General features: G+C 60.8%; 9 protein-coding genes. 1 reads left to right on the forward strand and 8 read right to left on the reverse strand.

Going from position 1 to position 12,149, the window contains the following annotated elements; all coding sequences use genetic code 11:
- Position 1: 1 nt before the first annotated feature.
- A complete protein-coding gene (locus tag AC1Q6I_RS12760) occupies positions 2-619 on the forward strand; it encodes a BON domain-containing protein (RefSeq protein WP_024077432.1) in 618 nt (205 codons plus the stop codon).
- A gap of 149 nt (positions 620-768) precedes the next feature.
- On the opposite strand, the gene AC1Q6I_RS12765 is transcribed toward AC1Q6I_RS12760, so the two are convergent.
- From AC1Q6I_RS12765 to folK, 8 genes are all read right to left on the reverse strand, one after another.
- On the reverse strand, positions 769-3,702 hold the full coding sequence (locus AC1Q6I_RS12765) for a DUF748 domain-containing protein (RefSeq protein WP_102623721.1): 2,934 nt from the start codon (positions 3,700-3,702) through the stop codon (positions 769-771).
- 89 nt (positions 3,703-3,791) lie between these two features.
- Positions 3,792-4,808: a class I SAM-dependent rRNA methyltransferase gene (locus tag AC1Q6I_RS12770; RefSeq protein WP_102623720.1), complete on the reverse strand. Its 1,017-nt coding sequence runs from the start codon at positions 4,806-4,808 to the stop codon at positions 3,792-3,794.
- A 68-nt stretch (positions 4,809-4,876) separates the two neighbouring features.
- Positions 4,877-5,746, reverse strand: a complete 870-nt coding sequence (locus AC1Q6I_RS12775) for an oxygenase MpaB family protein (protein ID WP_102623719.1) — start codon at positions 5,744-5,746, stop codon at positions 4,877-4,879.
- Positions 5,747-5,761: 15 nt separating this feature from the next.
- On the reverse strand, positions 5,762-7,699 hold the full coding sequence (gene acs / locus AC1Q6I_RS12780) for an acetate--CoA ligase (protein WP_069077022.1): 1,938 nt from the start codon (positions 7,697-7,699) through the stop codon (positions 5,762-5,764).
- 105 nt (positions 7,700-7,804) lie between these two features.
- On the reverse strand, positions 7,805-9,469 hold the full coding sequence (pgi, locus tag AC1Q6I_RS12785; protein ID WP_024077427.1) for a glucose-6-phosphate isomerase: 1,665 nt from the start codon (positions 9,467-9,469) through the stop codon (positions 7,805-7,807).
- 224 nt (positions 9,470-9,693) lie between these two features.
- Positions 9,694-10,545, reverse strand: coding sequence for a pantoate--beta-alanine ligase (panC, locus tag AC1Q6I_RS12790; protein WP_024077426.1), 852 nt, complete (start codon positions 10,543-10,545; stop codon positions 9,694-9,696).
- A complete protein-coding gene (gene panB / locus AC1Q6I_RS12795; RefSeq protein ID WP_024077425.1) occupies positions 10,542-11,342 on the reverse strand; it encodes a 3-methyl-2-oxobutanoate hydroxymethyltransferase in 801 nt (266 codons plus the stop codon). Before panB ends, panC begins: the two co-directional genes overlap by 4 nt.
- 322 nt (positions 11,343-11,664) lie before the next feature.
- Positions 11,665-12,147: a 2-amino-4-hydroxy-6-hydroxymethyldihydropteridine diphosphokinase gene (folK, locus tag AC1Q6I_RS12800; RefSeq protein WP_024077424.1), complete on the reverse strand. Its 483-nt coding sequence runs from the start codon at positions 12,145-12,147 to the stop codon at positions 11,665-11,667.
- Positions 12,148-12,149: the final 2 nt, after the last annotated feature.

The following is a 12,149-nucleotide window of genomic DNA, read 5'->3' on the forward strand; positions in this document are numbered from 1 at the left end:
TATGAAGAAGTTCGCTCTCGCTACTGCTACCGCTTTGACACTGGCTATGACCAACGTTGCTTTCGCTCAAACGTCTCAAGCGCCGATGACACTGGCTGCTGGCGAAGTGACTAAGGCCAAGGAGTCCACCTCGGATACCTGGATCACCACCAAAGTTAAAGCTGACCTGCTGACCGAAAAAGGCATCCCAGGTTCGGACATCAAGGTTGAGACCAACAAAGGTGTGGTTTCCCTGTCGTCGACCGTTGCCATCTCTGACTCTCAGAAAGCGACCGCTGTAGCGATCACCAAGAAAATCAAAGGCGTAACTGCTGTTTCGGCTGATGGCCTGTTGGCCGGCGGCGCTACCAAAGCAGACAATATCGACAAAACCAAGGGCGCAGCCGCTGATGCCAAAGGCGCAACCAGCGACACTTGGATCACCACCAAAGTGAAGGCTGACCTGGTTACTGAGAAAGGCATTCCTGGCACAGACATCAAAGTCGAAACCAACAAAGGCGTGGTTTCCCTGTCTTCGACGACTGCTGTGACTGAATCGCAGAAAGCCACTGCTGTTGCGATCACCAAGAAAATCAAAGGCGTTAAAGCAGTATCGGCTGATGGCTTGAAAGCCGAGTAACGCTCAACCCATCGCCTGAACTAGGCGCGGCGGCAACGAGTGAGCCAGTTATCCACTCAATGCACCTCACGTGTTCATGCGACCGGCCACAAGGAAGTGGTCATTACAGGCCCCGGCATTCGTGTCGGGGCCTGTTCTATTGTGGAGGGTTACTCGGCATCCAGATGCATTGGTGTGATCACTCGACCGTCTTTCTCGGCCTGGCCCAGATTGGCGTCGATGAAGTACACCCGGTCATCTTCCAGTTGCCCTTTGTCTACCAGGTAATCCTTGATGGTGCTGGCCCGGTCCTGGCCCAGCTGACGTAGCAATACATCACTGCCGCTCCAGAACTTGATCAAGCCGTCCTTCAGCTTCGCCGTGCGCTCATCGCGGCTGAGGTCTTTCCATTCCGCAGGGGGCTGCTGTTTCAAGCGAGTGCGATAGATACCTTCGAGCAGCGGGGCTTTCTCGCTTTCCGGAACCTCCAGCAGGGAGGCCTGGGCTGGAACCTTCTCGCCGCGACGCTGCAGCATCTTGTAGTAGTTGTACTGGTATTCACGTTCCAGTCGCTCCTGGGCCAGTAAGGGGCCGTCACTGCTGGCCGCCGCTGTGCCTTCGATTTCCAGGCGCAGGGCTGGGCGTTCCTTCAGCGCCTTGGCCAGATTGTCCAATGCGCCCTCAGCCTCTTTGCTCAATTCACTCGAGCCGGCGGCGAACGACACGTTACCCAAGTCTTCCGAACCTCCACCGGTAATCAATCCGCCGATGAATTTGAACGGTGCACTCGCCGCGCGCACCACCAGGTTACGCAGGGTCTGCCACACGATCGGCATCACGCTGAATTGCGGGTTGTTCAAGTCGCCACTGATGGGCAGTTCGATGGAGATCTTGCCATCGCTGTCTTTAAGCAAGGCAATCGCCAGGCGAATCGGCAAATCCACGGCATCGGCGCTGTCGACCTTTTCACCCAACTGCAATTGCTCGACCACCACTTTGTTCTCGGCCTTCAACTGGCCCTTGGTGATCACGTAATGCAGGTCGAGGTTGAGACGGCCCTTGCGGATACGGAAACCGGCGAACTTGCCCGAGTAGGGGGTCAGGGTGGTCAGCTCGACACGTTTGAAACTGGTGGCGATATCCAGCGCTGCCATGGGGTCGAATGGGTTCACGCTGCCTTTGATGGTCACTGGCGCGTAGCGGTCCACCTTGCCCTTGATGTCGACGTTGGCCGGTTTGGCCTGGCGACTGTCGATGGTGCCGATCTGCCCGTTGAGCTGTTGTATTGCGGTCGCAAAGTTGGGCGTGAGGCTGAAGTCGGCGAAGTTGGCCGAGCCGTCGTTGATCGCAATCTGCCCGATATGGATACCCAGGGGCTTATCTTGGCTGGCCGCAGGCTTGGCCGCCGCTTTGGCGCCGCTGTCGGCTGGCTGTGGAATCAACAGGTCGTCCACGTTGGTGGTGCGGTCATCGTTGATCATGAAGCGTGCATACGGCTGCTGCAGGTTGACCTTGTCGATCGACAGGCTGTCGCCATGCTGGTAGTTCAGGCCTTCCAGCACCAGGCGTTGCCACTTGAGGAAGTCACGGGTCTTGAGGGTGTCCAGGGTGTGCAACTGGTCCACCTGGGCCCGGCCGGTTACCTGGAGCTTAAGTGGGTCTGTGCTTTTGAGGTTCACATCCAGGTTACTGCCGAGCATGCCGCTACGCAGTTCCAGACGAATAAACGGGCTGATATAGGATTGGGCGACCCGCAGGTCGATGTCCTGGGTATTCACTTTCAGCTTGGCACTGACGGGGTTGAGGTTGACCTCGCCGGTTGCCTGGATCTTGCCCTGTTTGCCCAGGCCGCTGTCGATCTTGAGGGTGAAGGGGCTTTGGTTGAGGCTATCGAAGTTCTGCATATCGACATTCAACGGCCCCAGCTCCAGCGCGACGACCGGTTTAGCCTGCCGGTCAGCCAGGTGCACCTGGTAGTTGCGCAGTTGCACATCCTTGAGCAGCACTTGCCAGGGTTTGCTGGGCGCTGCCGGTGCAGGTTTTGGCGAGTCGGCAGTGGCCGGTGCGCTGGCCGGTTCCGGTGCCTTGGCCGGTTTGCCTGGCTGGCTGGCGAATAGTTTTTGCCAGTCCAATTGCCCATCGGCTTCGCGGGCGGCCCAGGTTTCCAGCTTGTTGCTGCGGATCTTGCCGACCACCACTTGCTGCTTGGCCAGGTCCACTGTTGTTTCGCTGATGTCCAGGCGCTCCAAGCGTACCAGTGGGCGGCCATCCGGCGCCTTGATGGCAAAGGGCGCGATGCTCGCGGCCGTGTTGTTCAGGTTCAGCGCAGTCTCATTGGCCAGGCTGAATGTGTAGTCGGTACTGAAGTTGAGCACACCGTCCTCAAGCACCAGTGGCAGTGCATCCCGCACATACGGCCACCAGGCTTTCATCTTGCCGTCGGTGACCTTCAATGTGCCTTTGGAGGTGATCGGCACCAGGCTGAAATTGCCTTTCCAGTCGATCTGCCCACCCTGGGGGCCCGCGGCCACGAGGGTCATGTCGGCGTTGTCTTCCGGCAGCGTGCTGAGGTTTTTCAGCTCGAAGTCGAGTTTGTCATAGAGGAACTCGATGGGCTCGCTGGGGCGCAGGTCTTCGAAATGTAAATAGCCGCCGGCCAGCTTGATGTTGTCGATACGCAACGGGAACGGTTTGGCGTTGGGATCGGCCGGGGTTGGCTCGCTGGGCGGCAACTTGAACAGTTGCGCGAGGTTCAGTTGGCCGGATTTGTCGAACAGCAGCTCGGTCTTGGGCTTGTCGAGTTGCACATCCGCCAAGTGCACGGCGCGGGTCCACAGGCTGTCGAGCTGCAGGTTGGCATACAGCCGCTCGAAACCGACCTGTTCCTTGCCTGGATCGCCGATTTGCAGGCCCCACACGGTCAGCTCCAGGCTGAACGGGTTGAGCTCGATGCGTTCGATGCGGGCTGGCACCGTGGTGTAGTTGGCCAGTTGTTGATTGGCTATGCGGAGGGCGATGCCGGGCAAAATCAGAAAGCCCAGCAAGCTGTACAGGGCTACGGCAGTCAACAAGGCGCCAGCGGCGCGAATCAATCCTTTGGGCATGGGGGCGGCGCCATCTATGTCGAACAGGAGTGCCTTGGAGTATGGCACGGGTTTTCGGTTCCGAAGAGCCAGTCCTTTTGAGATAAGTCCTATAACTGCAGGATCATTGTCTTCAGCGGTGGCTGTTGGTCTTGCGAAGGAAAATCGGCGCCGGGCGCCATGATGCGCCAGTCGCGTACCGGGCGCCCCGCTTTCTCGGCGCAACGCAGTACCTGGTCACGCCAATCGTCCATGCTCACTTTTGCCAGGTTGTTACAGCAGATCAGTACGCCGTTGTCGGCGGTTGCCAGCAATGCTGGCTTGAGCAGGCTCTGGTAGTCACGCAGCAGGTCGACGGTGCCGAAGGCGCTCTTGGCCCAGGCGGGCGGGTCGAGTAACACCAGGTCGTATTGACGTTGCTCCAGGCGCGGATAGCTCGGCAGCTTTTGCCCGCGACGCTGAGCGATCGGCAGGCCGGCCAGTTGGCGAATCGCCGGGAAGTAATCGGACTGCACAAATTCCATGGTGGGTAATTGCGGATTCAACAGGCCGTTCTCACGACCGACCGCCAGGTTACCTTCGGCAAAGTCCAGGTTGCACACCTCACGTGCGCCACCGGCGGCGGCACTCAGGCCGACCCCACACGTATAGGCAAACAGGTTCAGTACACTTTTGCCGGCGCTGTGGGCCTTGACCCAACCGCGAGTGTTGCGCAGGTCGAGGAACAGCAGCGGGTCCTGCCCGACATGGCGCCCGCGCACGCGGTAGTTGAGGCCCCATTCGTGGCCGACCAGGTCTTCCAGCGCCGCAGGCTCGGCGCGGTATACCGTGTCTTCGCGGTCGATGCGCGAGTTGCCACGCGAGCGGTCGTTGTACACCAGCAGCAATTCCAGGCCCATGTACTGGTTGATCAGCCGGTGCAGGTCCAGCAGGTCGTGGGTGTCCAGCGCCTGGTGGAAGCTTTGTACCAGCAACTGCGGGCCGTAGCGGTCGATCGTCAGGCCGCCGGCGCCTTCCTGGCTACCATGGAACAGCCGATAGCAATCGGTGCCCTGGGCATGCAGTTCGTTGATCAGGTCCTGGCGTCGATCGAGGGCGGCGCGCAGCGCCTGGTTCAGGGGAGACATGGAGCGCGCCTTGCTTTAGGTAATTGTGGGCAATGAGGGCGCGGAGTCTAACAGCTATGGGCCGCGGGCTACATCAGCCCCATCCGCCGATGGGCGCGTTGCACCGAACCATTGCGCATCGCCCAACGCAACAAGGGCGCGCTACTCTTGACCCCGGCGCGGATCATCTGGCGCTGCAGCGGACTTTGGTGGTGTTCGAGCATGGCGCTGGCCCAGTCCGGCAACAGGTCGATCCCGGCCTGCATCATCAACGCGCCAAAGGGTTTGGCCAGGTGGCTGGGGGCGGGCGCATTGAGCAGCAGGCGCAGCACTTCGCGGCTGCGCTCGTCGCACAGCAGTTGTGGGCGAACACGTGCCAGATAATCCGAGACTTCCTGCCGGGAGCGCGGAACCTGCCGGGCACCCAGGCGTTCGGCCACCAGGGCGATTTCGCTGTAGTAGCGATCCTGGTCCCGCCCCGACAGCTGCGGATTGCGATACCGCAAGTGGGCGGCGAGAAAGTTGCTGACTTCCGCTACGTGTACCCAGGTCAGCAACTCCGGATCGCTGGCCGCGTAAGGCCGTCCGTCCGGGGCGTGCCCGACGACCTGCAGGTGAATGGTGCGCACTTTCTCGATCAGCCACTCGGCGTCTTTGCGCGAGCCGAATGTGGTGCCGGAGATGAATTGCGAAGTACGGCGTAAACGCCCGAGCATGTCCTGGCGAAAATTCGAATGGTCCCACACGCCGGCCAGGGCCAGGGGGTGCAGGGCTTGCAGCATCAAGGCGCTGATGCCGCCGATGAGCATGCTGCTGAAGTCGCCGTGGACTTGCCAACTGACCGAGTCCGGGCCGAAAAGGCCGGGATCGCCCTTGGGGTTTTCCAGGTCCAGTTGGCCCAGCGACAAGCCGGTGAGGCTCATCAACTGGGTTTCTATACGGCTGCGGATAAATTCCATGGCGACTCGGATTTCCTAGCGGTTCAGGCGTTTGTCGATCAAACCGTCGACCACGCTCGGGTCGGCCAGGGTCGATGTATCGCCCAGGCTGTCCAGTTCATTGCAGGCGATCTTACGCAGAATCCGCCGCATGATCTTGCCGGAACGGGTTTTCGGCAGGGCAGGCGCCCATTGGATCAGCTCTGGCTTGGCAAAACTGCCGATTTCTTTGCTGACCAGGTCCAGCAGGTGCTTTTTCAGCGCATCGCTGGGTTCGACACCATTCATCGGGGTCACAAAGGCATAGATACCTTGGCCTTTGACGTCATGTGGGTAGCCCACCACGGCCGCTTCGGCGACCTGGTCATGCAGCACCAGCGCACTTTCTACTTCGGCTGTGCCGATGCGGTGGCCGGAGACGTTGATCACGTCGTCGATGCGCCCGGTGATCCAGTAGTCACCGTCTTCATCGCGGCGTGCGCCATCACCGGTGAAGTAATAGCCGGGGTAGGGTTTGAAATAAGTGTCGATCATGCGCTGTGGATCACCGTAGACACTGCGAATCTGCCCCGGCCAACTGGCCTTGATCGCGAGCACGCCGCTGCCGGCACCGCTGAATGCCTTGCCTTGTTCATCGAGCAGCACGGGTTGTACGCCAAACATCGGCTGGGTGGCACACCCGGGTTTGATCCGCTGGGCGCTGACCAACGGGCTGAGCATGATGCCGCCGGTTTCGGTCTGCCACCAGGTATCCACAATGGGGCAGCGCTGCTCGCCGACTGCATTGAAGTACCAGTCCCAGGCTTCCGGGTTGATCGGTTCCCCGACGCTGCCCAACAGGCGCAGGCTGGCGCGGGAGGTATTCTCAAGCGGGCCATGGCCTTCACGCATCAAGGCGCGCAGCGCGGTTGGCGCGGTGTAGAAGATATTGACCTGGTGTTTGTCGATCACCTGCCAGAAGCGCGAGCTGTCCGGGTAACTCGGCACACCTTCGAACATCAGCGAGGTGGCGCCATTGGCCAACGGGCCATACACGATATAGCTATGACCGGTGACCCAGCCCACATCCGCGGTGCACCAGAACACCTCGCCATCGCGATAATCGAGCACGTACTTGAAGGTCATTGCCGCTTGCAGCAGGTAGCCGCCGGTGGTGTGCAGCACGCCCTTGGGTTTGCCGGTGCTGCCGGAGGTGTAGAGGATAAACAGCGGGGCCTCGGCGTCCATCGGCTCGGGCGGGCAATCATCGCTCGCGGTGTCCAGGGCCTGCCGGTACTTGAGGTCGCGGCCTTCGCTCCAGTTCACGGCAGCCCCGGTACGCTCCACCACCAGTACCGTGCTGACATTCGGGCAATTGGCCAGGGCTTTGTCGACATTCTGTTTCAGTGCCACGGGTTTGCCGCCGCGCACGCCTTCATCGGCGGTGATGACCGTGCGGCAATCGGCGTCGAGAATACGGTCGCGCAGGGCATCCGGCGAGAAACCACCAAACACCACCGAATGCACCGCCCCGATGCGCGTACAGGCCAGCATGGCGTAGGCCGCTTCCGGAATCATGGGCATGTAGATGCACACGCGGTCGCCTTTCTTCACGCCCCGGCTTTTCAGCACATTGGCCAGGCGGCAGACGTTTTGATGCAGTTGACGGTAGGTGATCTTGACGGACTTGGTCGGGTCATCGCCTTCCCAGATAAAGGCGGGCTGCTCGGCGCGTTGCGCCAAGTGACGGTCGATGCAGTTATAGCTCACGTTCAGTTGGCCGCCGGCAAACCATTGGGCGGCGCCGGTGTTGATATCGCAGTGCTGGACCGTGTGCCACGGCTTCATCCAGTCGAGAAACGCCTTGGCCTGCTCGGCCCAGAAGGTGTCTGGCTGTTCGATGGATTGGCGATAGAGGCGTTGGTAGTCCTCTTGACTGAGTTGCGCAGCCCGGCGGACGGCATCGGCGCTTGGAAAGGTGCTGATATCGAACATGAGCGCTCCTTATTCTTGTTTTGGCGACAAGTCATAAAGATGCACCCTGTGGGGGGAGGGTTCAAGGCCAACGTCCAAACGGACGTTGACCCTGTCGTACCGGTATCAGCCGCGGTGACGACCGCGGAAATAGTTGATCAGGCCCTGGGTCGAAGCATCTTCGGCGCTGGTTTCTTCGGCACCGGTCAGGCGGTTGTAGACGCCTTTGCCCAGCTCCTTGCCCAGCTCAACGCCCCATTGGTCAAAGGCGTTGATGCCCCAGATCACGCTCTGCACGAACACCTTGTGTTCATACATCGCCACCAGCGCGCCCAAGCGACGGGGGCTAATGCGCTCGACCACCAAGGTGTTGCTCGGACGGTTCCCGGGGATCACCTTGTGCGGGGCCAGCTTCTGCACGTCGTCTTCCGGGATGCCCTTGTCGCGCAACTCGGCTTCGGCTTCGCTGCGGGTCTTGCCGAGCATCAGCGCCTGGCTCTGGGACAGGCAGTTGGCATACAGCCACTGATGGTGGTCGGACACAGGGTTGAAGCTGACGATCGGCACGATGAAGTCGGCCGGGATCAGTTGGGTACCTTGGTGCAGCAACTGGTGATAGGCGTGCTGACCGTTGCAGCCGACGCCGCCCCAGATGACGGGGCCGGTATCGGTGGACACGGGCGTGCCGTCCTGGCGCACGCTCTTGCCGTTGGATTCCATGTCCAACTGTTGCAAGTGTTTGGTGATATTGCGCAGGTAATGGTCGTACGGCAGGATCGCATGGCTCTGCGCACCCCAGAAGTTGCCATACCATACGCCGAGCAAGCCCAGCAGCACTGGCATGTTGGCCTCGAACGGCGCGTTCTGGAAATGCTGGTCCATGGTGTAGGCACCGGACAGCAGCTCCTTGAAGTTGGACATGCCGATGGCCAATGCGATTGGCAAGCCGATGGCCGACCACAGCGAGTAGCGACCGCCGACCCAGTCCCACATCGGGAAGATGTTTTCTTCGCGGATACCGAAGGCCACGGCTGCCGCGTTGTTGCTTGATACGGCGATAAAGTGGCGGTACAGCTCCGCTTCCGAGCCACCCTGGGCCAGGTACCAGGCACGGGCGGCCTGGGCGTTCTTCAGGGTTTCCAGGGTGTTGAACGATTTCGACGAGACGATGAACAACGTGGTCTCGGCGCGCAGCTTCATGGTCAGCTCATGGAACTCGCTGCCGTCGATGTTCGCCAGGTAATGGCAGCGCACGCCTTTATGGGCGTAGGACAACAGTGCCTCGGAGACCAGCTCCGGGCCGAGGAAGGAGCCACCGATGCCGATGTTCACCACGTCGGTGATCGGCTTCTCGGTGTAGCCACGCCATAGGCCGTCGTGGATGCGGCCAACCAGGTCAGTGATCTGGTTCAGCACCTTGTGCACGTCCGGCATGATGTTCACACCGTTGACCGACAACTTGTCACCCACCGGGCGGCGCAGTGCCGTGTGCAGGGCAGGGCGACCTTCCGAGGAGTTGACCGGCTCGCCGGCGTACAGCGCGTCAATGGCGGCCTTGAGGTCGACTTCCTTGGCCAGCGCCACGAGCAGGTCACGGGTTTCGCTGGTGATCAGGTTTTTCGAGTAATCGAGGAAAAGTCCGCAGCTGCTCAAGGTGAACTGGGAAAAACGCTGAGGATCGGCATTGAACGCTTCGCGCATGCTGAAATCCTGCATGGCTTGGCGGTGTTGATTGAGCGCTTGCCAGGCGGGCAGAGCGGTAACGTCATGAGGAGTGCGGTAGTACGCCATCGCTGCGGGTTTCCTTTTATTACGGGGACTGCCTTTAGGACATTTCAAAGCCCGGAACGTCCAGTCTTTTATCAAGGGCTGGGTGCCGGACAGCGCTAACCATAGCGCAGGGCGATTACATTAAACCTAGCGTGTCGATATGTCTTGGCTTTGTCTGCGCTGTGGCCGGTACTTTTTTATACCGGCACATCAGGCAGGGTCACAGGCGGGGTGTCGAGAGGGGGTCAGGCGAGGTTCAGGTGCAGGTTATCGATGAGGCGCGTGGCCCCCAGATAAGCCGCTACCAGGATCACCACGTCGCGATCTTCGGCCGTGGCCGGGCGCAGGTTCACGCCTTGGCGCACTTCGAGGTAATCCAGGCGCAACCCGGCGGCTTCGATCTGCTGGACCTGTTCGGCACGCAGTTTGGCGAAGTCGCGGTCACCGCCTTTGATGGCGGCGGCAATCTGGCTGAGGCTGCGGTACAACACCGGCGCGACCGCGCGTTGGGCTTCGGTGAGGTAGCCGTTGCGCGAGGACAGCGCCAGGCCATCTTCGGCGCGGACGGTAGGCTCGCCGATGATCTGGATCGGCATGTTCAGGTCATGGACCATGGCGCGGATCACGGCCAGTTGCTGATAGTCCTTCTGCCCGAACACAGCCATGTCCGGCTGGACCATGTTGAACAGCTTGCTGACTACCGTGGCCACTCCTTCAAAGTGACCGGGACGGCTGGCACCGCACAGGCCTTCAGACAGTTGCGGGACACTGACGCGGGTCTGGCCGGCCATGCCGTCGGGGTACATTTCCTCGACAGTGGGGGCGAACAGCAGGTTGCAGCCGGCTTGCAGGAGCTTTTCCTGGTCTGCGGCGAGGGTGCGCGGGTACTTGTCGAGGTCTTCGCCGGCGCCGAACTGCAGCGGGTTGACGAAGATGCTGGCGACCACGAAGTCCGCCTGCTGGGCGGCCTTGGCCACCAGGGTGGCGTGGCCGCTGTGCAGGTTGCCCATGGTGGGCACGAAGCCGATGCGTTTGCCGGCGTTGCGGGCATGGGCCACGGCGGCCCGCAGTTCACGTATGGTTTTTACCGTGTTCATGCAGAAAACCCGTGTTCGGCACCTGGGAAGGTCACGCCCTTGACTTCAGCGACGTAGGCGCTCAAAGCGGCGTGGATACTGTCCTGGCCAATCATGAAGTTCTTCACGAACTTCGGCACACGGCCAGTCATCGACAGGCCGAGCATGTCGTGCAGCACCAGGACCTGGCCGTCGGTGGCGGAACCGGCACCAATGCCGATCACCGGGACTTTAACGGCGTGGGTGATTTCCGCCGCCAACTCACTGGGAACGCATTCGAGCAGGATCATTGCGGCGCCAGCCTGCTCCAGGGCGATGGCATCGGCACGCATCTGGCGCGCCTGGGCCTCATTGCGGCCTTGTACCTTATAGCCACCCAGGATATTCACGGACTGCGGCGTCAGGCCCATGTGCGCGCACACAGGAACACCCCGTTCAGCCAGCAGGCGGATCGATTCGGCGAGCCAGACGGCCCCTTCCACCTTGATCATGTGCGCGCCGGCTTGCATCAGTTTGCCGGCGTTCTGGAAGGTCTGTTCGAGGGTGGCGTAACCCATGAACGGCAGGTCGGCGATGATGAAGGCGCCGTCGTTACCGCGCTTGACGCTGGCGGTGTGGTAGGCGAGCTCATCGGTGGTAACGGGCAGGGTGCTGTCATTCCCTTGAAGAACCATGCCCAGGGAGTCGCCCACCAATAACACTTCGACACCTGCCTGGCAGCTGGCGTGGGCGAAGGTAGCGTCATAGCAGGTCAGCATGGTGATTTTTTCACCTTTGAGCTTGAGGCTCTGCAAGGTGGTCAGGGTAATGTCTGGCATGAAAAGGGTCCTCGTTCAGGCGCTTGGAAACAGCGAGTAACGCGCGTGAGTCTTTGTTTATACAGGCGCACTGTCTTGAAAGCAGTGCTTATATGGCCTGGATTGCGCCCTTTAGCGCCGGGTTGGCGGCAGCGGGACGCCTATAGTCGTGAGGAGGACACGGGAAGTCAATTGGATGTGTTACCGCATTGTTACGACCGCGATGTTACCGCTGTTACTGACGCGATTGCAGGTGCGAGGGTGCTCGTGAAGAACGCGCAGGCACCACGTTTAATCAGGGCGTGCGCGTTATCGTTGACGATTTTCGCGAGCAAGCCCGCGCCTACAAAGGTAAGCGTTCCAAGCCGACAAACGGGCAGGCCGCCAGCAGTTTGCTGAGTGTCTGGCCGTCAGGCAGTTGCAGGTCGGCAGGGGCCAGTTCGGCCAAGGGGTACAACACAAACGCGCGCACGTGCATCTGGTAGTGCGGCACCTTGAGGCGTGGTTCGTCGATCAGGCGGTCACCAAACAGCAGGATATCCAGGTCAAGCGTGCGCGGCCCCCAACGCTCGAGGCGCTCGCGGCCCTGGTCATTCTCGATGGCTTGCAGTGCGTCAAGCAGGTCCAGCGGTGCAAGGCTGCTGTCCAGGGCCGCAACCGCGTTGGTATAGCGCGGTTGGCCCGGGAGTAGGGAATCACTTTGATAGAAGGAGGACACACCGACGAGGCGGGTGCCGGGCAATTGTGCCAGCGCCTCGATAGCGCTGCGCAATTGCTGATCCGGGGCGGCCAGGTTGCTGCCCATGCCGATGTAGATGCGTTCCACGT

The sequence above is a fragment of the Pseudomonas sp. MPR-R2A5 genome, from assembly GCF_058793055.1.

Excerpts from the sequence above, each read along its gene's own strand:
- AC1Q6I_RS12765 (WP_102623721.1), bottom strand. The coding sequence starts at position 3,702 with ATGCCCAAAGGATTGATTCGCGCCGCTGGCGCCTTGTTGACTGCCGTA.
- acs (WP_069077022.1), bottom strand. The coding sequence starts at position 7,699 with ATGTTCGATATCAGCACCTTTCCAAGCGCCGATGCCGTCCGCCGGGCT.
- AC1Q6I_RS12775 (WP_102623719.1), bottom strand. The coding sequence starts at position 5,746 with ATGGAATTTATCCGCAGCCGTATAGAAACCCAGTTGATGAGCCTCACC.
- pgi (WP_024077427.1), bottom strand. The coding sequence starts at position 9,469 with ATGGCGTACTACCGCACTCCTCATGACGTTACCGCTCTGCCCGCCTGG.
- panC (WP_024077426.1), bottom strand. The coding sequence starts at position 10,545 with ATGAACACGGTAAAAACCATACGTGAACTGCGGGCCGCCGTGGCCCAT.
- panB (WP_024077425.1), bottom strand. The coding sequence starts at position 11,342 with ATGCCAGACATTACCCTGACCACCTTGCAGAGCCTCAAGCTCAAAGGT.
- AC1Q6I_RS12770 (WP_102623720.1), bottom strand. The coding sequence starts at position 4,808 with ATGTCTCCCCTGAACCAGGCGCTGCGCGCCGCCCTCGATCGACGCCAG.
- AC1Q6I_RS12760 (WP_024077432.1), top strand. The coding sequence starts at position 2 with ATGAAGAAGTTCGCTCTCGCTACTGCTACCGCTTTGACACTGGCTATG.